Source organism: Yoonia sp. (assembly GCF_017854565.1).
Lineage (GTDB): Bacteria > Pseudomonadota > Alphaproteobacteria > Rhodobacterales > Rhodobacteraceae > Yoonia.
The window spans coordinates 171419-192531 of record NZ_JAFMHJ010000002.1 but is presented as its reverse complement, the minus strand read 5'-3'; the positions used below and the strand labels follow the sequence as shown (position 1 = coordinate 192531).

Genomic DNA, 21113 nt, shown 5'->3' with positions numbered 1-21113 from the left:
GTGGGTCAAGACCCACCTTACGACGGGGCGTCTGACGTGTCCGTTATGACCGCAGCAGACCCACGATCTCGTAGGTTTTTTTCAGGATCGGCTCTGCGATCGCGCGCGCTTTTTCAGAGCCTTTGCCGAGTATCCTGTCAATCTCGGCGGGGTCGTTCATAAGCCGGGCCATTTCATCAGAAATCGGGGCAAGTTTCGCGACCGCCAAATCGGCCAGCGCCGGTTTGAATGTGCCCCAGCCCGCGCCGGGGTATTGTGCGATCACCGCTTCTGGGGTGGTGTCTTCAAGGGCTGCGTAAATCTCGACCAGATTACGCGCTTCGGGGCGTGTGGCCAGCCCTTCGACGGTTTCGGGCAGCGGTGCAGGGTCGGTCTTGGCCTTTTTGAACTTTTTGGCAATTGTCGTGGCATCATCGGTCATGTTGATGCGTTCCATGTCGCTTTCGCCCGATTTTGACATCTTTTTAGTCCCGTCGCGCAAGTTCATCACGCGGGTTGCCGGGCCGTCGATTACGGGTTCTGTGATCGGGAAGAAATCAGTCTTGAAGTCATGATTGAATTTGGCCGCGATATCGCGCGTCAGCTCTACATGCTGCTTTTGGTCTTCGCCCACGGGGACTTGGGTGGCATGATAAAGCAGGATGTCAGCCGCCATCAGCGACGGGTAAGCGTAAAGGCCAAGCGAAACTTTTTCAGCGTTGCTGCCTGCTTTGTCCTTGAATTGGGTCATCCGGTTCATCCAGCCGACGCGCGCCACGCAGTTGAATATCCAACCCAGCTCGGCGTGGCCGGACACCTGGCTTTGGTTGAACAGGATCGACTGTGTCGGATCGAGGCCGGCGGCAAGATAACCTGCGGCCACCTCGCGGGTCATATTGGCCAGTTGGGCGGGGTCCTGCCAGACCGTGATGGCGTGTAGATCAACGACGCAATAGATCGTCTCAACCTTGCCCTGCATACCGACAAAGCGCTTGATCGCCCCCAGATAGTTCCCGAGGGTCAGCCCGCCAGAGGGTTTGATCCCTGAAAAAACGCGGGGAGTGAAGGTGCTTTCAGTCATTGTGCAAATGTCCGGGCTGGATTTCAGGGCAGGCGTCGCATACCCATGCCAGACAGACCCGTCAACTTCAACAGCCTGCAAAGGTCCATGCGATGAAGCCTGAAAGTCCAGTGAATACGATCCCGCCGGTGGTGATTGCCCTGACGTTGCTGATTGTCGGCATCGAATGTGTGTTTCAACTGGCCAATCAAGGCATCATCGGCGGTCCGCGTGGTGTGGGCTGGCGGCTGGTGGCGGTGCAGGATTATGGATTTTCGGCGGCCGTGTTCGACCGGGTGTTGGAACGGCGTGACTATTCCTTTGACATGCTCAAACGCTTTGTCACCTATCCGTTTGTGAATGCCGAACTGACTCAAGTCGCGTTTTGCGCGGCACTGACGTTGGCGCTGGGCAAGTTCACTGCGGAATATTACGGCGGCCTGAAAGTGCTGTTGCTATATGTCTTTTCCAGCGTCATTGGCGCCCTTGCGTTCGGTGTTTTCGTCAGCAGCAATTACCCGCTTTATGGTGGCTTTGCGCCGGTTTACGGCCTGATCGGGGCCTATACCTATGCGCTTTGGTTGCAGCAGGCGCAGGCGGGCGAAAGCCAATTGCTGGCGTTTCGTCTGATCGGGTTCCTGCTGGGTATCCAGCTTGCCTTCGGATTGATCTTTGGCAGCGCGCCCACATGGATCGCCGAGCTTGCGGGATTTTTTGCGGGCTTCGGGCTGTCGCTGCTGCTGGCGCCGGGGGGATGGGCGTCGTTCCTGAGCCGGATGCGGCAGCGGTCCTAGCGGCGCATCGCCCGACGGAATTCCCCCAACCGGAACGCGCCGACCACGTGGCCAATGCCAAAGTAGCTGACGATCCCGATCATTACCAAGACGGCCAGCGCGGCATAGCGTATCGTGGGTACGCCAAAGAATGGCTTCAGGGTCGTCGCCACAATGACAAGGACGACACCCATACCCAGCGCGGCAAGGATGATCCGCCACAGGCGGCGCATGAACCGTGCATCAAATTGCGCGGCATTTCCCATATTGCGCGATCCACGCCACAGCAGCGCCACAGTTGCCCAGCCGGTGAGGGTCGTGCCCACGGCTGCGGCGATAAACCCGATCACCGGCGATAATCCGATGGCCAGTGCGGCATTCAGGGCCAGTGCGACCAGAGCGTAGTAAAAGGGCCGCTTGGTATCTTCGCGCGCGAAAAACAGTGGTTGCAGGGTCTTTTGCAGCACAAATGCAGGCAGGCCGAGGCCATAAATCGCGACTGCCATTGCCGTTGCTGCAGTGTCGTCTCTGGTGAAGGCGCCACGCTCGTACAGGACGCTGACCAAGGGCAATGGGATGATCATCAGCGCCACTGCCGCGGGTATCGTCAATGCGAGGCTGATTTCACACGCGCGGTTAAAGGCGTCTTTGCCGCCTTCGTCATCGCCAGCACGCAGGCGCCGGGACAGATCGGGCAGCAGGACGACGCCGATCGCAATGCCGACAACGCCCAGAGGCAATTGATACAAGCGGTCCGCGTAGTTCAGCCATGCAACCGCCCCGTCAAAGAAGCTGGCGACTTGCCGGCCGACCAGCAGATTGATTTGCACGACGCCACCGGCAAGTGCGGCGGGGGCCGCGATCATGGCGAGACGTTTGAGTTCTGGCGTCATTTTTGGCCAGCCAAGGCGCAACGGATAGCCTGCGCGTTTGGCGGCGACCCAGACCAGCATCATCTGGACCAACCCGGCAACCGGGACAGCATAGGCAAGGCTTGCGCCGATGCCAACCGGTTCTTGCGCGCCGAAAACGGCACCGATCAGCAATGCGGCAATAAACACCACGTTCAACAAAACCGGTGCCGCCGCCGCCGCCGTAAAGCGCCCAATGGCATTCAAAACGCCCGACAGCAGTGCGGATAGCGAAATGAACAGAATATAGGGGAACGCGATACGTCCGTAATAGACGGCCAGATCGAACCGTTCCGATCCCAGAAAACCGCTGGCCATCATCGTCACCAGTGCGGGCATGAAAAGAACGCCGAACACCGTAAAAATTGTCAGTATCCCCGCCAGCCCGACAAACGCGTCCTGCGCAAAGCGCTGGGCGTCTTCGTCGCCTTCCAGCTTTTTTGAGAACATCGGCACGAAGGCCATGTTGAACGCCCCTTCGGCAAAGAAGCGGCGGAAAAGGTTGGGCAGTGAAAACGCGACCAAAAACGCCTCGGCCACGGGGCCTGTGCCGAGATAGGCCGCGATCATGATGTCGCGGACAAACCCCATGATGCGGCTGAGCAATGTCCAGATGCCCACCGTAAAGAAGCCTGACATCAGGCGGATGGGTTTCACGATTGGGCTCTTTCGACGCCTTGGGAAATCGCTTCGCGCAGTTTGCGTTCCAGCGACGCGCGTTTGGCATCCGAATGGTATTTCAGGCCGACCATGTCCTTGACGTAGAAGGTATCGACGACCTGTTCACCGTAGGTCGCGATGACCGCCGATGCGATATAGACGTTGTTATTGGCCAATGTCCGGGTCAAATCGTACAGCAGGCCGGGACGGTCGCGGGTGTCCACCTCGATGATGGTGTAGATTTCCGAGCCGTCGTTGTCGAATGTGATATTCGTCGGCACCCGGAAGGCGCGTTCGCGTTTCTTGATCTTATCTTTATCTTTGAGGGCTTCACGCGCCACGACTTCGCCCCTTAGTATGCGGCTGATCATCTGGCGCAGGCGCGGCAGGCGTGCTTCTTCGTAGGGGTTGCCGTCGTTGTCCTGAACCCAGAACACCGCCGTGGCATAGCCATCCTTTGAGGTATAGGTGCGGGCATCGACCACATTGGCACCGACCAGCGCCAGTGCGCCGGTCATGCGGCTGAAAAGGCCGGGATGATCGACCATTGCGAAACAGGCGCGTGTCGCATCCCGGTCGTCATCCAGCATCAGGTCAATGCGGATTTCGTCCGTGGGCAAATCGCGCAGAAGTCCCGCAAAGATGATATGTGTGGAAAGCGGCAGACCCTGCCAATACGGCCCGTAGTGGCGGCCCATTTCAGTGCGCAGCGCCTTGCCGTCCCAATCGGCAAGGGCTGCACGCAGGGCGCGCTTTGCCTCGGCTTCGCGGGTTTCGCGGTTCAGGTCCTCAAGGCCGGTTTCCAGCGCGTCTTTGGTCGCTTTGTACAGGTTGCGGATCAGCACGGCCTTCCAGTTGTTCCATGTGCCCGGGCCAACGCCGCGGATGTCGCAGACGGTCAGCACGGTCAGTAGGTCAAGCCGTTCGACCGACTTCATCGCCTTGGCAAAGCCCCGCACAGTACGGGGTTCGGAAATATCGCGTTTCTGGGCCGTGTCGGACATCAGAAGGTGATTGCGGATCAGCCATTCGACCGTTTCGCATTCCTTTTTGTTCAGGCCCAGACGCGGTGCAACCTTGCGGGCAATTTGCGCGCCCAGGATCGAGTGGTCTTCGTCGCGCCCTTTGCCGATGTCATGCAGCAGCAGGGCCACATAAAGTACCTTGCGATTGACGCCCCGTTTCAGGATGCCAGAGGCCACGGGCAGTTCTTCGATCAGTTCATTGCGTTCGATTTGGGCAAGATGGCTGATACATTGGATCGTGTGTTCGTCCACGGTATAGTGGTGATACATGTTGAACTGCATCATGGCGACAATCGGCGCAAATTCGGGGATAAATGCGGCCAATACGTCGAGTTCGTTCATCCGCCGCAGGCCCCGTTCGGGGTTGCCGTGTTTCAGCAGTAGATCAAGAAATATGCGCGTCGCCTCGCGGTTTTGGCGCATGTCTTCGTCGATCAGGTCAAGGTTTGCGGCCAGCAGGCGCATGGCATCAGGGTGCAGCAGTGTGCCGGTGCGCAGGGCCTCTTCGAATATCCGCAGCATGTTCAGCTTGTCGGCAAAGAACGCTTTTTCATCCGCCACGGTCAGCCGATTTTGCTTGATCGCGTAGGGCGGTTTGGCCTTTTTACGCCGGGTCAGAAGGCGTGCCAGCATGGGTTCGGATTTGGTATGCGTCGCCTCCAGCGCGGTCAGGAAAATCCGGGTCAGCTCGCCTACGCGGTTGGCCTGACGGAAATAGGCCTGCATGAAGTGTTCGACGCCGCGTCTGCCGCCGTGGTCCGTATAGCCCATCGCAGAGGCCACTTCGACCTGCATGTCAAAGGTCAACTGGTCCACGGCGCGGCCTGAAATCAGGTGCAGGTGGCAGCGCACGGCCCAGAGAAAATCTTCGGCTGTGACAAAGGTTTCGAATTCATCGGCGGTGAACACGCCAAGCCCGACCAGTTCCGCTGCGTCCTTGACGCCGTTGACGTATTTGCTGATCCAGAACAGGGATTGCAGGTCGCGCAGCCCGCCTTTGCCCTCTTTTACATTGGGTTCGACGACATAGCGCTGGCCACCTTGTTTGCGGTGGCGTTCGGCGCGTTCGTCCAGTTTGGCTTCGATGAATTCGCTGGCGGTCGATTTGAAAAGATCATTCCAGAGCCGCTTGCCCAGTTCTTTGGCCAGTGCGGCATCACCCGCAAGATAGCGGTATTCGACCAGCGATGTGCGAATCGTGTAATCTTCGCGCGCCAGACGCACGCAGTCTTTCACGGTGCGGCTGGCATGGCCCACCTTCAGTTTCAGATCCCACAGCATATACAGCATGGATTCAATCACGCTTTCTGCCCAAGGGGTTATTTTATACGGCGTCAGAAACAGCAGGTCGATGTCTGAGTAGGGGGCCATTTCACCACGCCCATAGCCGCCGACGGCAATCAGCGACAGTCTTTCACCCTCGGTCGGGTTGGGCAGCGGATGCAGGGTGTTGATCGCAACATCCAGCACCAGACTGACCACTTGATCGGTCAGCCAGCTATAGGCGTGGGTCGTGGGGCGGGCCGAAAATGGCTGTGCACGAAAGGCGTCGGCAATCGCGGCCATACCCGCACCACGGGCTGCGGCCAAAATGCCGACAGTGGCGCTGCGCACCTCTTTTTCGTTTTCCGCGTCTGCGACGGCGTCCGCGATCCGAGTGGCGACAGCGTGTCTGTTGAAAATAATAGACGCCGGACAGATTAAACCGTCCGGCGCGTCAACGTGGGGTGCAGCGGCAGGTTTAGAACCCGACTGCGCCAAAGCTTCTTGGGGCTTGTTCAAGGACGACCACCTGATTGTTTTGAATTGTTGCGATGGCCAAGGCGCGTTCGTTCAGGCCGTTTGGCAGCAGGCGGAACACACCTGATGTGCCTTTGAACCCCTGCGGAGCTGTCAGGGCCGCCTTGGTCAGTGCGTCATCGTTGCCAGCGGCCAGCAGAGCACCTATTGCGGCAATACCATCATAGGCAAGACCCGCCAACGGGTGCGGTGCCTCGCCATAGGTGGCCGCATAGCGGTTCACGAAAAGCGTTGCGGTCGACTGATCCGGCATCGCAAACAGCCCGCCTTGCAGGCCCGGCAGCGCCATCGCCTGCGGTACGGAATCCCACCGTGTCAGCCCGATCAGACGGGTTGTTTCGGTGTCGATCCCCGCGTCTGGCAGTGCCGTGGCAAGAATAGGAAGGTCCGCATTCACCCCCGCTGTCATAAAGATCGCCTGCGCCGCCGATCCGCGAGCCGTTGATACGATGCGTCTGGTGGCGCTCAGGATGCCTTGCTGCGACAATGGATAGCTTTCAACGCCGACGACCTGTGCGCCATTGCGCTGCACCGCGTTTGAGATCGCAGCGCGCCCGGTCTGGCCGGATATGTCATCGCCGTGCAGGACCATATAGCGGCTGATCCCCTGTCGTGTGGCATATTGCACCAAGCGGTTTGCGGTGCTGTCAAAGGTCGGCCCAAGGATAAACACGTTGCCGCCAGCGATGGCGGGGTTGTTTGAGAACGCCAGCACATTCACGTTGCGGCCTGCCACGGCAACGCCAACGGCATTGGCGGCTTCGGCAAATAAGGGGCCCAGAATGATCTTGGCGCCATCATTCACGGCCGTACGGGCCGCATCTGCTGCTTGGGCCGGGCTGCCGCCGGTGTTGTAGACCCGCAACGCGATTTGTGCGCCATTCAGATCGGCGATGGCCAACCGCGCCGCATTTTCAAAGTTCTGTGCGAGAAACGCATCACTACTCTCGCTCGATCCGCCGGGCACCAAAAGCGCGACCTGCACCGGGGCATCGGCGTTGACCTGCGGTCCGACATTGGCATTCGGCGCCAGAACCGTGGTACAGGCCGTGATCCAGATCAGCGACAGCGATGCAAAAAAGCGTGCTATCGGCTTGCGGGCGGTGGTGAAACGGGCAAACATGGATGATATCCCTCCTGGATGGCGCGACTTTGGCGTGGGCTGGTGCCCGACCCGTAGCCGCCATTTGAGGACCATCATAATACAGGGGGCACGCGGGTCCAGCCATGAATCATATCATCAAGCCACTCTCTGCCGGATTGTACTTTGTCGCGACCCCAATCGGGTCCGCGCGCGATATCACATTGCGCGCCCTTGACGTTTTGGCGTCCGCAGATTTGATTGCCGCCGAGGATACCAGAACAGCGCGTAAACTGATGGAAATTCATGGTGTTGCGTTGAACGGGCGCAAGATTGTCGCGTTCCATGACCACAGCGGAGAAGGGGCCGTGGCGCGCCTTGTCGCCGATATCGCAGGTGGCAAATCGGTGGCTTACGTGTCCGAGGCGGGCACGCCATTGGTCGCCGATCCGGGGTACGAACTGGGCTGTGCCGCGATTGCGGCGGGGCTGCCGGTGACATCGGCGCCGGGGGCGTCCGCAGTGCTGGCGGCGCTGACCGTGTCGGGGCTGCCCACGGACCGCTTTGCATTCGTCGGCTTTTTGTCGGCATCCAAACAGCAGCGCGAGACCGAAATCGCGGCGCTGCGCGATGTGCCGTTCACGCTGGTTTTCTACGAAAGCCCGAAACGTGTTGGTGAAATGTTAGGGAATTTGCGGAACATTCTGGGCGAGGGACGACAGGCGGTTGTCTGTCGTGAACTGACAAAACGATTCGAAGAGATCACGCGCGGTGCGTTGGGCGATGTGGCCGCAGCATTCGCTGATCGCAACGTAAAGGGCGAATTGGTGGTTTTGGTCGGGCGCGCCGGGGCGACGGACGTGGCTGAATTGGATGTGACGGACGCACTGCGCGATGCGATGAAGACGATGCGGATCAAAGATGCGGCGACGCTTGTGGCGGGTGCGTTGGGTCTGCCGCGCCGGCAAGTTTACCAAATCGCCCTGGGCATGGGAGAAGACGAATGATAGGATCAGTCGGGTATCACGCGGGCTTGGTGGCCGAGGATATTGTGGCCGCTGACTATACCCGTAGGGATCATCGCCTTGCGGCGCGTCGCTGGCGCGGGCAGGCTGGTGAAATCGACCTGATCATGCGCGATGGTGACACCGTTGTTTTCATCGAAGTCAAGAAAAGCAAAACATTCGGCGGCGCCGCATTGCGGCTTGGGCGTCGGCAGATGGACCGCATTTGCACCGCTGCAACCGAGTTTTTGGCCAATGAACCACGGGGGCAACTGACCGACGTCCGCTTTGACTTGGCGATGGTTGACGGGCAGGGGGCGGTGTCGGTGATCGAAAATGCCTTTGCCGAAGCCTGACGCGCCCATTGCACAAGGTCGGCAGCTGCGCCATGTAATGCGGCAGCATCGTTGAAAATGAGGTCGCCTTATGTCGCTGAAAATTGCATTCCAGATGGACCCGATCGGTCCCATTAACATTGATGCCGACAGCACCTTTCGCATCGCAGAGGAAGCGCAGGCGCGCGGGCACAGCCTGTTTTATTACACCCCCGACAAATTGGCCTATGATCAGGGCCGCGTCACGGCCCGCGGTTGGCCACTGACGGTGCAGCGCGTAAAGGGCGACCACTTTCGACTGGGGGAAGAAACCGTTGTCGCGCTGGCTGATTTCGATGTGGTTTGGCTGCGTCAGGACCCGCCGTTTGACATGGGGTATATCACCACGACGCATATTCTCGATATGATTCACCCCGGCACATTGGTGGTGAATGATCCGTTTTGGGTACGTAATTATCCGGAAAAGTTGCTGGTTCTGAAATTTCCTGATCTGACGCCGCCGACAATGATCGCCCGTGATCTTGCGACATTGAAGGCGTTCCGCCACGAGCATGGCGATGTGATTCTCAAACCGCTTTATGGCAATGGTGGCGCGGGCGTCTTTAAACTTGCGCATGCCGATAGCAACCTTGCATCGCTGCACGAACTTTTTGTAGGCATCAATCGTGAACCGCTGATCATTCAAAAGTTTTTGCCTGCCGTATCCAAAGGTGACAAGCGCGTTATTTTGATCGACGGAGAAGCTGTTGGTGCGATCAATCGCGTGCCAGCCGAAGGTGAGACCCGGTCGAATATGCATGTAGGCGGCCGCCCTGAAAAAGTTGATCTGACGGACCGCGATCGCGAGATTTGTGCGCGTATCGGTCCGCTTTTGCGTGAGAAAGGCCAGATTTTTGTCGGGATTGATGTCATTGGCGATTGGCTGACCGAAATCAACGTAACGTCACCCACGGGCATTCAGGAATTGGAACGCTTTGACGGTGTGAATATTGGCGCGAAAATCTGGGAAGCAATCGAAGGGCGCCGGGCGGCCTAGGATGCGCTTGCGTATTTTGAATCTTTGGCTGCGCTACTGTGTGCGGCCGATTTTGCAAGTTGGCCATTCGCCCAAATTGGCGGCGGCTGCATTTGATGCGGCGGCACCGTGGCTGTTTCGCGGCCCGCCGCATATCTGCCATCGGACCGAATCTGTCGATGACCTGACGTTGCACTGGATCAGCGTTGGACCGGTCGAACCCCGCCGCGTCATCCTTTATTTCCATGGCGGTGCCTATCTTGCCGGAAGCGGGACGGCCTATCGCGGGCTTTTGGGCCGGATGTCCAAGCTGACAGGCTTGCGGGTTTGTGCGCCTGATTATCGGTTGCTGCAACAGGCCCCATTTCCAGCCGCCTTTGATGATGCGCTGCGTGCCTGGGCATCTTTGATGGCCAAGGGTTATCGCCCTGCGGATGTCGTTTTGGGTGGTGACAGCGCAGGCGCCGGGTTGATGCTGGCGCTGTTATCGCATCTGACGCACGCGGGCCAACGCCCGCGCGCTGCATTCGCAATGTCACCTTGGACCGATCTTACCCTGCAGGGGGCCAGCTTGCAGTCAACGGCTGAGGTCGTGCTGCCCGTCGACCGCATGAACGATGTCGTAGCCCGATATTTGTGCGGTGCCGCACCGGATGATCCGCGCGCGTCGCCGTTGTTTGCGCAGTTTGACGAACCGCCGCCGGTGCTTATTCAGGTCGGCAGTGGCGAGGCGTTGCGCGACGATGCGGTGCGTATGGCGCAGCGTCTGGGGCCGATGGCGCAGCTGCGCATATGGCCGAGTGTGCCGCATGTCTGGCAGATGTTCGATGGTTACGTCCCGCAGGCGCGCGCGGCGCTGTGCGAAATCGCGGATTTCGTTCATACCTCTTTCGCCATGGCGAGCCGATAGCTGACGGCTTCGGCGACGTGCGGTCTGCGCACGTCGTCGCACCCCTCTAAGTCCGCAATGGTCCGCGCGACCCGCAGGACGCGGTGGTAACCTCTTGCCGACAATCCAAAGCGTTCGGCCACTTTGACCAGCAACGCGCGCCCTTCTGTATCTGGCGTCGCGATTTGTTCCAACAGGTGTCCTTCGGCGTCGGCGTTCACGCGGGCTGTCTTATGTCCTTGAAACCGCTGGGTCTGCCGATCCCGTGCCGCAGCGACACGTGCCGCCACAATGGCAGAGCTTTCACCGTTTTGGGGCAGGTCCAGGTCGGTAAAGGCGACGGGCGGCACTTCGATGCGCAGATCAAACCGGTCCATCAGCGGGCCAGAAATACGGCCCATATAATCCTCGCCACACAGGGGCACCCGCGCGCAGGCCCGTGCCGGGTCGGCAAGATAGCCGCATTTGCAGGGGTTGGCGGCGGCGACCAGCATGAACCGACACGGATAGCGGACATGCGCGTTGGCGCGGGCTATCACGACTTCGCCGGTTTCAATGGGCTGGCGCAGGGTCTCCAGCACGGCGCGGGTGAATTCGGGGAATTCGTCCATGAACAAGACCCCATTGTGGGCGAGGCTGATTTCGCCGGGTTTGGCGGTGCGTCCGCCGCCGACGATGGCAGCCATAGAGGCGGTGTGATGCGGTTCGCGGAACGGTCTTTCGCGGTTAATGCCGCCTTCATCCAACAGGCCGAACAGTGAATGGATCATCGAGGTTTCCAGTGCTTCGACCGGCGTCAGCGGCGGTAAAATGCCGGGAATGCGCGCGGCGAGCATTGATTTTCCGGACCCGGGAGAGCCGACGAGCATCAGGTGATGCCGCCCGGCTGCTGCAATTTCAAGGGCGCGTTTGGCGCGCTCCTGGCCTTTGACCTCTGACAGATCGCGGGTTGAAGTGGCGCGGTGCACCTCGCCGGGTTCTGACGGTGACAGGACCGATTGGCCGGTGTAGTGGCGCACGACGTCGGCAAGCGTGCGCGGTGCGATCACATTGGCCGCGCCGACCCACGCGGCCTCGGCACCGCAGGCGTAGGGGCAAAGCAGGGTGCGTTCGTCCTGTGCGGCGGCCATGGCTGCGGGCAGGGCGCCGACCACCGGCACCAATGTCCCGTCCAGCGATAATTCCCCCAAGGCCACTGTGCGTTCGGCGTCTTCCTGCGGGATGATTTCAAGTGCAGCCAGCAGCGCCAAGGCGATTGGCAGGTCGAAATGCGAGCCTTCCTTTGGCAGGTCTGCGGGCGACAGGTTTACCGTGATCCGCTTTGATGGCAGGGCGATCGCCATCGCGCTGAGGGCCGCGCGCACCCGTTCGCGCGCTTCGGAGACTGCCTTGTCCGGCAGTCCCACGATCGCGAACGCGGGTATGCCCGGTGTGATGGCGCATTGTACTTCGACAAGACGTGCCTCGATCCCTTCGAATGCGACTGTATAGGCCAGTGCTACCATGCTCAAACTCCCCGCTCTTGGTTAACGGGTAGTTGGGCGTGGTTTAGGATTGGTTAACGCTTGGCCATGGCAGACGTTTCAGGTCCATTGGATAAGGCCAGGGGGCAACATTTTCCAACTGCGCCGCAGCACGCCATTGCAGAAACGCCGGATCGGCAAGATGCTGATTGACATAGGCCTGTGCGGCGGAGCTGACAGGCAGACCATACGCGGTGATGCGCAGCGCCACGGGCGCATAGAACACATCAGCCAAAGAGTATGCGCCGAACAGCCATGGCCCGTCGTGTCCGTGCCGGGAACGGGCCAGCGCCCAAAGGTCTTGGGCGCGTTGGATGTCCGCGATCACTGTCTGGGACGGGACAAAGCCGTCCCAGACATGGCTGATCATGTTGGGGCAATCATTGCGCAGTGCCATGAAACCGCTATGCATTTCCGCGACCATGGATCGGGCCAGTGCGCGGGCGCCGGGGTCGCGCGGATACAGGTCCACTGCGGGGTGATTTTCGACCAGCGTTTCCGCCATGGCAATGCTGTCTGTCAGCACATGTCCGGCGCCTGTTTGCATCACCGGGACAGAGCGCGCAGGTGCCAGATGGGCAAGGTCCTGCGCCATCGTTCCGGCATAAAGCCCGACCATGTGGGTGTTGTAAGGCAGCCCGAATTTTTCGAGCATGAGCCAGCCGCGCAAGGACCAGCTGCTGAAGGTGCGGTCACCGATGTAGAGTTGATATGTCATGAATGGAAGCCTAGCGGCGCATCGGCCCGCAGCCTAACGATGAAATTTGATGTGACACATCACGCGGTGTGATTGATCTTGCCAACGGTCCATGCACCGTGTGCAAACGCTAGGTCTGTCACCGACAGGTTGTCGATCTTGTGACCGAACGCGGCGTAGGCTTCGATGCCAAGGGCGCGCTGCACCTGCGTCAGGATCATGCCAAAGTGGCCGACGACGATCAGGTTTTCGTGGTCCAAGGCCAGAAGGCCATTGATCGCGGCATCCACGCGCCGACGCACCGCGTTCCAGCATTCACCGTTCGGGGGGGCGACATCGCCGGGGGTTTCCCAATAGGCGCGGATTGTGGCCGGCGCCTCGGCTTCGATCTGGGCAAAGGTGCGCAGTTCCCATGCGCCAAAGTTGATTTCGCGCAGGGCGGGATCATGGGGCAGTCTATCCCGAGGGCGCAGGGCATCTGCCGTGGCGCTGGCACGGATCAGATCGGACGAGACGACAGGGGCGGCGGGCAAATAGGCGCGCAAACGGGCAATGGCGGCGGTATCCGATAGATCTGCCGGCAGATCGGACCAGCCAACCATGGATTTCGCATGGGTGGGGCCGTGGCGTACCAACCATAGCCGGGTCACGGCAGCGTCCCTTTGAGGGCCAGCGGCAAGCCTGCCATCACAGCCACGACCAGACCCGCATCGGCCGCGATGACCTGATTGAGCGTGCCTTGCGCGTTGCGAAAGTTGCGTGACAGGGCGTTGTCGGGCACGATCCCCTGACCTACCTCGTTCGAGACAATGACAACGGGGCACGAACAGCGGCGCAGTGCCGTGCGCAGCCCTGCGGTTTCGCCCGCAAGATCATGTTGGTTGAGCATGATATTGGTCAGCCACAAGGTGGCGCAATCAATCAGGACAGCTTGGTCTGGCTGGCATTTCTCCAGCGCACCTGCGACGTTGATCGGCTCTTCTATTGTGGTCCAGCCATCGCCGCGCAGATCGCGGTGACGTGATACCTTTGCGGCCATTTCATCATCGAAAACCTGCGCCGTCGCAATATAAACGGGGTCAGATGTGCCCTGCAAAACAAGGCGTTCCGCATAGGCGGATTTGCCAGAGGCGGCGCCGCCTAGCACCAATGTCAGGTTTGGCAATGTCATTGAGGCAACTTTGTTTGATCCAACTCATTTGTTGCTGCGTAACAAGTACAAGCAAGAAAGTTAATGCACCGTCTGCAATCAAGGAGAAATTACATGGGTGTTGCCGGTTTTTCTGATCAAACCTTGTCACGGACTGCCATGAAGGCAGAGCTGCTGGACGCGGATACCGAACTTGCATTGGCCTATGCGTGGCGCGATCAGCGCGACGAACAAGCATTGCATCGTTTGATCACGGCCTACATGCGGCTTGCCATTTCGATGGCGTCGAAATTCAAACGCTACGGCGCGCCGATGAATGACCTTATTCAGGAAGCCTCTGTTGGGTTGATGAAGGCCGCAGACAAGTTTGACCCTGACCGCGGTGTGCGCTTTTCCACTTATGCCGTCTGGTGGATCAAGGCGTCCATTCAGGATTATGTGATGCGGAACTGGTCAATGGTGCGTACAGGTTCGACATCATCGCAAAAGTCATTGTTTTTCAATTTGCGCCGTGTGCAGGCCCGGCTTGAGAGGGAAGCGGCGGCAGAAGGCCGGACATTGGACCGTCACGACATGCGCGAAATGATTGCGATTGAAATCGGCGTGCCGCTGCATGACGTCGAGATGATGGAGGGGCGTCTTTCGGGCTCCGACTTTTCGCTGAACGCGACCCAATCGGCCGAGGATGAAGGCCGTGAATGGATTGACGCGCTTGAGGATGGCGGCCCGCAGGCGGCGGAAACAGTGCAGAACAACCACGATAACGACACGTTGCGCCACTGGTTGGTCACGGCGTTGTCCGATCTGAATGATCGCGAACAGTTCATTGTCCGCGAACGTAAACTGCGCGAAGATCCGCGTACGCTGGAAAGCATCGGCACGGAACTTGGTCTGTCCAAGGAACGTGTGCGCCAGTTGGAAGCCGCTGCCTTCGGCAAGATGCGCAAGAGCCTTGAGCAACAAAGTACCGAGGTCCATGCGTTTCTTGCATGACCGCCTGTCATTGTGTTTCCGGTATCATCTGACCTAGTGTCAGCCAAAGTGATACCGGAGACAGCAAATGCTGGCTGACAAACATATTCTTTTGATTGTGGGCGGCGGGATTGCCGCGTTCAAGACGCTCGACCTTGTGCGGCGTTTGCGCGACAGGGGGGCGCGGGTGACGCCGGTTCTGACCCAGGCCGGGGCGGCGTTTGTCACACCGCTGAGCCTGTCTGCTTTGTCGGCTGCAAAGGTTTATCAGGATCTTTTTGATCTCACAGATGAGGCCGAAATGGGCCACATTGAATTGTCGCGCGCCGCAGATTTGATTGTTGTGGCACCCGCCACGGCGGATTTGATGGCCAAGATGGCGGCGGGACTGGCAAATGATTTGGCCACGACGCTGTTGCTGGCCACAGATACACAGGTTCTGGTCGCACCGTCGATGAATGTGCGCATGTGGGATCACCCGGCCACCCAGCGTAATATCGCTGCGTTAAAGGGCGATGGTGTGCTGTTTGTCGGCCCCAACGAGGGCGAGATGGCCTGTGGTGAATACGGGCCGGGCCGGTTGGCCGACGTGTCCGAGATTGTCACGGCGGTCGATGCGGCCCTGTCTGATGGTCCGTTGAAAGGCCGGCATGTGCTGGTCACGTCTGGCCCCACGCACGAGCCGATCGACCCGGTGCGGTACATCGCGAACCGGTCATCGGGCGCGCAGGGCACCGCGATTGCGCGGGCTTTGGCGGCGCTTGGGGCGGATGTGACGTTTATCACGGGCCCCGCCGATGTGCCGCCGCCTCTGGGCGTGCGGGTGGTCAAAATCCAAACCGCGCGCGAGATGTTGGCCGCTGTGCAGGCTGCGCCTTTGGCCGTTGTGGCGGTGTTTGCGGCGGCTGTGGCGGACTGGCATGTGGCTAATGCAGGTCAGAGCAAGATCAAGAAAGACGGCGCGGGCCTGCCGACGCTGGAATTTGCCGAAAACCCCGATATTCTGGCCACGATTTCGCAGCTGGCACAGGGGCGTCCGCAACTGGTCATTGGGTTCGCGGCGGAAACGGATGATGTGATCGCCCATGCCACGGCCAAGCGCAAGCGCAAGGGCTGTGACTGGATTATTGCCAACGATGTGTCGCCTGCCACGGGGATCATGGGCGGGACGGAAAACGCGGTGACGTTGATCACGGACGATGGTGCCGAAGAATGGCCGCGGATGAGCAAGGATGCGGTGGCAGCCGCGCTGGCAAAACGGATTGCAGGGGCGATCGCGTGAGGCCGGAGGTTCTGTTTCAATGGGATGATGCGGCGGATCGTGGCCTTGGCCTGCCGGCGTACGAAACCGCAGGCGCAGCGGGTGCGGACCTGCGCGCCAACCTTGCCGAGCAACGCGCTGTGCGCTTGCTGCCGGGCCATCGGGCATTGATCCCGACGGGATTGCGCATGGCTGCGCCCGAAGGGTTCGAGGTGCAGATCAGGCCTCGCTCGGGGCTGGCCCTGAAACATGGCGTGACTTTGGTGAATGCGCCCGGCACCATCGACAGCGACTATCGTGGGCCTGTCGGGGTGATCATGATCAATCTGGGATCAGATGAATTTACGGTGACGCACGGCATGCGCATTGCACAGATGGTTGTCGCGCCGGTTGCGCAGGCGACATTCGCGCTGGTGGCTGTTCTGGATGCGACCGTGCGCGGACCGGGCGGTTTTGGGTCCACCGGGCTATGATTATGGTCGGCGCCATGGCCGCCGTCCTGTGGGGGATTGGCGTTGCGATGAACACGCCGCGTCAGGCGCGCTGGACGATGATTGCGATCCTGCTGGCGGCGGCGATGCTGGTGCAGTTCACCTTGCCTGCCGGGCATCCGTTGCGGCAGGCCACCGGTGGGGATGCGGGGCTTTGGGGACTGATAATTGCCTTTGGCGCGATTGTCTGGGGCTATCGGCGGTTGCTGCGCGGGTTGCGTGCGCGGGTCGCTGCGAATGAGGTGCCGCGTGTGAAATCAGGTGCCTTTTCCGACACCGAACTTGATCGCTATGCCCGGCATATCATCCTGCGTGAAGTCGGCGGGCCGGGGCAGAAGGCCTTGCGCGATGCCAAGGTGCTGGTTGTGGGCGCGGGGGGGCTTGGGTCTCCGGCGCTACAATATCTGGCGGCGGCGGGCGTCGGCACGATTGGGGTGATTGACGATGATCTGGTTGAAAACGCCAATTTACAGCGACAGATCATTCACCGCGACGCCAACATCGGCATGGCCAAGGTTCATTCCGCAGCCGAGGCGATGGTTGCCCAAAACCCCTTTGTGAGCGTGCGCCCCTATCATCGGCGCCTGACCGACGAGATCGCAGGGGACTTGTTTGCCGACTACGATCTGGTCCTTGACGGGACGGACAATTTCAACACGCGCTATCTGGTGAACCGCACAGCCGTCATGCAGCAGAAACCGTTGATCGCGGCTGCGTTGACGCAATGGGAGGGACAGATCAGCGTTTATGATCCCGCCCGCGGAACACCTTGTTATGAATGCATTTTCCCGGTCGTGCCTGACGCGTCTCTTGTGCCCAGTTGCGCCGAAGCGGGCGTGATTGGTCCGCTGCCCGGGGTCATTGGTGCAATGATGGCGGTTGAGGCGTTGAAGGTGATTACCGGCGCAGGCACCGATTTGGGTGGTCGGTTGCTGATCTATGACGCGCTTTATGCGCAGACGCGCACGATTGGGGTCAAACCACGTGCGGACTGTGCCGTTTGTGGCGGCAAAGGCATGCGTCACGCGGGGCGGTGATGACGCGGGCGCAGGCAGTGAACCTGACAAGAGATTGCGCCCCGTTGATACCCGCCGTGCCCTGTCACGTTGGCCAAGGGCGTTGTTTTGCGCAGTTTTTGGCGCGACTGTCTTGGTATTTTGCGAAACGGAAGCCGCAGCGCTAGCATGTTCGCGGCACGCGCCCTATTTTGACAGGGAAGGAGATATGCCATGACAAACCCGCTGCTTGCCGACTGGAACACGCCCTTTGGGTTGCCCCCGTTTGATCTGATTACGGACGATGATTATGCCCCCGCTGTCAATGCCGCATTGGCCGAGGCGCGTGCAAATATCGCGGATATTACGGATAACCCCGCTGAGCCGACCTTTGCCAATACGGTAGAACCTCTTGAATTGGCAGAAGAAAAACTGGGCAGGATTTTGGGCGCGTTTTACGGCGTTGCCGGTGCTGACAGTAATCCGGCGCGCGAGGCGTTACAGCGTGACTTTGCCCCCAAGCTAAGCGCGTATGGGTCCGAGATATCTGAGAACAAGGCATTGTTCGCGCGGGTCGAGGCGATTTGGGACGCGCGTGAAACGCTTGACCTGACAGATGAACAGCAGCGCGTGCTGATGTTGACCCGGCGTGGATTTGTACGGTCGGGCGCGCGCCTGGAGGGCGACGCCGCCGCGCAGTTGCGTGCGGCAAAATCGCGGCTTTCGGTGCTGGGAACAGAGTTCACCCAGAACCTGTTAGCAGATGAACGTGAATGGATCATGAAGCTGGGGCCCGATGATCTGGATGGCCTGCCGGAGTTCACGATTGTGACCGCAAAAGCCGCAGGTGCAGAGAAGGATGCGGGCGGCCCGGTGGTGACCCTGTCGCGGTCACTGATCGTGCCGTTCTTGCAGTTTTCGGAGCGGCGGGATCTGCGGCAGAAAGCCTATGAGGCGTGGGTTGCGCGGGGCGCGAATGGCGGCAAGACAGACAACCGCGCAATTGCGGCGGAAACGCTGAATCTGCGGGCGCAGCGGGCCGGTTTGTTGGGCTATGGCACCTTTGCGGATTACAAGCTTGAGACCGAAATGGCCGGCTCTCCGGATGCTGTGCGCGACCTGTTGATGCAGGTCTGGAAGCCTGCAAAAGCGGCGGCTGAGGCGGATGCAGAGGTGCTGACGCGGATGCTGCATGCGGATGGCTGGGACGGGCCGTTGGAGCCGTGGGATTGGCGGTTTTATGCGCAGAAACGCCGCAAGGTTCTGCATGATTTGGATGAGGCCGAGCTGAAGCCGTATCTGCAACTGGACCGGATGATCGCAGCGGCGTTTTCCTGTGCCAATCGGCTGTTTGGGCTGACGTTCAAAGAGATCGAGGGGCCAGTCTATCATGCTGATGTGCGGCTTTGGGAAGTGACGCGAAATGGCACGCATACCGCTGTTTTTATTGGTGATTATTTTGCCCGTGGGTCAAAGAGGTCAGGCGCGTGGTGTTCGGCAATGCGGTCCCAGCAGCGATTGTCAGGTGATGTGCGGCCACATGTGGTGAATGTGTGTAATTTCGCCAAACCAGAGACCGGAAAGCCCGCGCTTTTGTCATATGACGATGCCCGCACATTGTTTCACGAATTCGGACATGCGCTGCATCAGATGCTGTCGGACGTGACATATGAAAGCATCTCGGGGACGTCGGTGGCGCGCGATTTCGTGGAGCTTCCGAGCCAGCTTTATGAGCATTGGCTGGAGGTGCCGGAGGTGTTGGCAGAGTTCGCGACGCATGCCGAGACCGGCAAGCCGATGCCCGAGGATTTGCTGAACCGGATGCTGGGTGCGGCGACCTACGATATGGGGTTCCAGACGGTGGAATATGTGGCGTCGGCCCTTGTGGATCTGGCGTTTCATGACGGGCCTGCGCCCGCTGATCCGATGCAGAAACAGGCGGAAATTCTGGAAGGTCTGGGGATGCCGCACGCCATCGGGATGCGCCACGCGACGCCGCATTTTGCGCATGTTTTTGCGGGCGACGGGTATTCCAGCGGCTACTACAGCTACATGTGGTCCGAGGTGATGGATGCCGATGCGTTCGCGGCGTTCGAAGAGGCCGGTGATCCGTTCGACACGGACGTGGCAAAGCGGTTGGAGGAGACGGTTTTGTCGTCGGGTGGGTCTGTCGATGCGGCGGCACTTTATACCGCGTTCCGGGGGCGTTTGCCGGGCGTCGCGGCGTTGCTCAAGGGGCGAGGACTGGACCGCGCGGCGTAAGGTGACGCAACGCGCGGTGGGGGGGTGCGGCCTGTGCATCGGCGGCCCCCCCCAAAGCACCTGTTAACGCTCGTTTTTGCTGGTGAAATCGGCGTAAAGGCGGCGTGCAGAACCCGTAAATACCGCGTGCGTACGTTTTACACGCAACACGTGGGTTAACGTGGCGGTCGGTTCAAATGTGAACGAGATGTTAAGGTTAGGCGGGGAAATCCCCGCCCTACGGTCGGGTGTCGTCGGGGTGGCGTGCGACGCCGACGGGGTCCTTGTGGATCAGCACATCGGCGCGGGGGTAGGCGGCGATGATCGCGCGGCGAAGGGCGGCACCAATCGCATGCGCCTGTTCCAGTGTCTGCGACCCGTCCAGTTCGATATGCAGGTTGACGAAAACCCGGCTGCCGGCGACGCGGGTCTTGAGATCGTGGAAACCATGAACGCCGTCGAAGCTGCCTGCGATCTTGCCGATCTCGGCGATCATCGTGGGGTCGGCCTGTCGGTCCATCAGCGCGTCCCATGCGCCTTTGCCGATGCGCAGGGCACCGACCGCAAGCAGGGCCGCTGCGCCAAGGGCCACGACGCTGTCTATTTGACCAAGCCCAAAGCGGGCCGAAGCCCAAAGTGCGATGAAGGCGCCAACATTCGGGATCAGGTCGCCGAGATAGTGCAGGCTGTCTGCTTTGACTACGCGGTTGCCGGTTTGGCGGGCGACGTGCCGTTGCCACAGCACCAGACCCAGCGTGACGACAATGGAAAAGACCATGACGATCATGCCCTGACCTTCGCGTTCGGGCAGGGTCACGGTGTCATCGAGCAGGCGCAGTATCGCGGCAACCGCGATGACGCAGGCCGAAATCAGGATGAACAGGGATTGCCCCAACGCGGCGAGGTCCTCGGCGGAGGTATGGCCGAAGTTGTGATCATCGTCGGCCGGTTTTGCAGCATAGGCGATGGCGGCCAGCCCGCCCAGCGACATCATCAGATCCATCGCGCTATCGGCCAGTGTGGCGGCCACGGCAAGCGACCCGGTTTGCCCCAGCGCCCAGAGTTTGACCAGCACAAGCACCAGCGCCACCGCGACGGAAAGCACGCCGGCGGACAAGTTCAGGCGGGTGTCGTGGCGGTGGGTCATTCAGGCCTGTCGCAGTTGTTTGGGCCGTTCTAACATTATCGTGGGCGATTGTCAGAGCAAAGGGCACTTTGTGATTGTATTATTGGCTGGGCATTGGGGGTGCG

The 21113-nt window shown here is 60.0% G+C and carries 19 protein-coding genes; 10 read left to right on the top strand and 9 right to left on the bottom strand.

Annotated elements, in window-relative coordinates:
• Window positions 1-43: 43 nt before the first annotated feature.
• On the bottom strand, window positions 44-1060 hold the full coding sequence (gene trpS, locus QZ196_RS02160; protein ID WP_296423386.1) for a tryptophan--tRNA ligase: 1017 nt from the start codon (window positions 1058-1060) through the stop codon (window positions 44-46).
• A 92-nt stretch (window positions 1061-1152) separates the two neighbouring features.
• On the opposite strand from trpS, the gene QZ196_RS02155 reads away from it, so the two are divergent.
• Complete coding sequence (locus tag QZ196_RS02155) at window positions 1153-1833, top strand: rhomboid family intramembrane serine protease (RefSeq protein WP_296423384.1); 681 nt, start codon at window positions 1153-1155, stop codon at window positions 1831-1833.
• Here the strand turns inward: QZ196_RS02155 and murJ are convergent.
• From murJ to QZ196_RS02140, 3 genes are read right to left on the bottom strand one after another with little or no spacing between them, the layout of a single operon-like run.
• The gene (gene murJ, locus QZ196_RS02150) at window positions 1830-3380 is read right to left on the bottom strand and encodes a murein biosynthesis integral membrane protein MurJ (RefSeq protein ID WP_296423382.1); all 1551 of its coding nucleotides are present in this window, start codon (window positions 3378-3380) and stop codon (window positions 1830-1832) included. The two genes, QZ196_RS02155 and murJ, sit on opposite strands and share 4 nt — an antisense overlap.
• A complete protein-coding gene (locus QZ196_RS02145; protein WP_296423434.1) occupies window positions 3377-6169 on the bottom strand; it encodes a [protein-PII] uridylyltransferase in 2793 nt (930 codons plus the stop codon). The genes murJ and QZ196_RS02145 overlap by 4 nt, the downstream gene beginning before the upstream one ends.
• A complete protein-coding gene (locus QZ196_RS02140; protein ID WP_296423380.1) occupies window positions 6150-7331 on the bottom strand; it encodes a penicillin-binding protein activator in 1182 nt (393 codons plus the stop codon). Before QZ196_RS02140 ends, QZ196_RS02145 begins: the two co-directional genes overlap by 20 nt.
• 104 nt (window positions 7332-7435) lie before the next feature.
• On the opposite strand from QZ196_RS02140, the gene rsmI reads away from it, so the two are divergent.
• The 4 genes from rsmI (at window position 7436) to QZ196_RS02120 (ending at window position 10553) form a co-directional block, all read left to right on the top strand.
• Window positions 7436-8296, top strand: coding sequence for a 16S rRNA (cytidine(1402)-2'-O)-methyltransferase (gene rsmI, locus QZ196_RS02135; protein ID WP_296423378.1), 861 nt, complete (start codon window positions 7436-7438; stop codon window positions 8294-8296).
• The gene (locus QZ196_RS02130; protein WP_296423376.1) at window positions 8293-8649 is read left to right on the top strand and encodes a YraN family protein; all 357 of its coding nucleotides are present in this window, start codon (window positions 8293-8295) and stop codon (window positions 8647-8649) included. Before rsmI ends, QZ196_RS02130 begins: the two co-directional genes overlap by 4 nt.
• A 70-nt stretch (window positions 8650-8719) precedes the next feature.
• A complete protein-coding gene (gene gshB, locus QZ196_RS02125; protein WP_296423374.1) occupies window positions 8720-9664 on the top strand; it encodes a glutathione synthase in 945 nt (314 codons plus the stop codon).
• Between the two features lies 1 nt (window position 9665).
• Window positions 9666-10553 carry an alpha/beta hydrolase gene (locus tag QZ196_RS02120; RefSeq protein WP_296423373.1) on the top strand — a complete coding sequence of 296 codons (888 nt, stop codon included), beginning with the start codon at window positions 9666-9668 and terminating at the stop codon, window positions 10551-10553.
• Here the strand turns inward: QZ196_RS02120 and QZ196_RS02115 are convergent.
• From QZ196_RS02115 to cobU, 4 genes are read right to left on the bottom strand one after another with little or no spacing between them, the layout of a single operon-like run.
• Window positions 10523-12037 (bottom strand): YifB family Mg chelatase-like AAA ATPase, encoded by a 1515-nt coding sequence (locus QZ196_RS02115; RefSeq protein ID WP_296423371.1) that lies wholly within the window; start codon window positions 12035-12037, stop codon window positions 10523-10525. The genes QZ196_RS02120 and QZ196_RS02115 overlap by 31 nt on opposite strands.
• Window positions 12038-12080: 43 nt before the next feature.
• On the bottom strand, window positions 12081-12773 hold the full coding sequence (locus QZ196_RS02110) for a glutathione S-transferase (protein WP_296423368.1): 693 nt from the start codon (window positions 12771-12773) through the stop codon (window positions 12081-12083).
• A 59-nt stretch (window positions 12774-12832) separates the two neighbouring features.
• Window positions 12833-13402 carry a histidine phosphatase family protein gene (locus QZ196_RS02105; RefSeq protein WP_296423366.1) on the bottom strand — a complete coding sequence of 190 codons (570 nt, stop codon included), beginning with the start codon at window positions 13400-13402 and terminating at the stop codon, window positions 12833-12835.
• A complete protein-coding gene (gene cobU, locus QZ196_RS02100; protein WP_296423364.1) occupies window positions 13399-13923 on the bottom strand; it encodes a bifunctional adenosylcobinamide kinase/adenosylcobinamide-phosphate guanylyltransferase in 525 nt (174 codons plus the stop codon). Before cobU ends, QZ196_RS02105 begins: the two co-directional genes overlap by 4 nt.
• Before the next feature lie 93 nt (window positions 13924-14016).
• Here cobU and QZ196_RS02095 point away from each other — a divergent pair, with 93 nt between their 5' ends.
• The 5 genes from QZ196_RS02095 (at window position 14017) to QZ196_RS02075 (ending at window position 19883) form a co-directional block, all read left to right on the top strand.
• Window positions 14017-14895: an RNA polymerase factor sigma-32 gene (locus QZ196_RS02095; protein WP_296423362.1), complete on the top strand. Its 879-nt coding sequence runs from the start codon at window positions 14017-14019 to the stop codon at window positions 14893-14895.
• A gap of 67 nt (window positions 14896-14962) precedes the next feature.
• A complete protein-coding gene (gene coaBC / locus QZ196_RS02090; protein WP_296423360.1) occupies window positions 14963-16156 on the top strand; it encodes a bifunctional phosphopantothenoylcysteine decarboxylase/phosphopantothenate--cysteine ligase CoaBC in 1194 nt (397 codons plus the stop codon).
• Window positions 16153-16608 carry a dUTP diphosphatase gene (gene dut / locus QZ196_RS02085; protein WP_296423359.1) on the top strand — a complete coding sequence of 152 codons (456 nt, stop codon included), beginning with the start codon at window positions 16153-16155 and terminating at the stop codon, window positions 16606-16608. Before coaBC ends, dut begins: the two co-directional genes overlap by 4 nt.
• Window positions 16605-17663 carry a molybdopterin-synthase adenylyltransferase MoeB gene (moeB, locus tag QZ196_RS02080; protein ID WP_296423357.1) on the top strand — a complete coding sequence of 353 codons (1059 nt, stop codon included), beginning with the start codon at window positions 16605-16607 and terminating at the stop codon, window positions 17661-17663. The genes dut and moeB overlap by 4 nt, the downstream gene beginning before the upstream one ends.
• 192 nt (window positions 17664-17855) lie before the next feature.
• The gene (locus QZ196_RS02075; protein ID WP_296423355.1) at window positions 17856-19883 is read left to right on the top strand and encodes a M3 family metallopeptidase; all 2028 of its coding nucleotides are present in this window, start codon (window positions 17856-17858) and stop codon (window positions 19881-19883) included.
• 217 nt (window positions 19884-20100) lie between these two features.
• Here QZ196_RS02075 and QZ196_RS02070 read toward each other — a convergent pair whose 3' ends face one another.
• Window positions 20101-21009, bottom strand: coding sequence for a cation diffusion facilitator family transporter (locus QZ196_RS02070; protein WP_296423353.1), 909 nt, complete (start codon window positions 21007-21009; stop codon window positions 20101-20103).
• Window positions 21010-21113 lie beyond the last annotated feature (104 nt).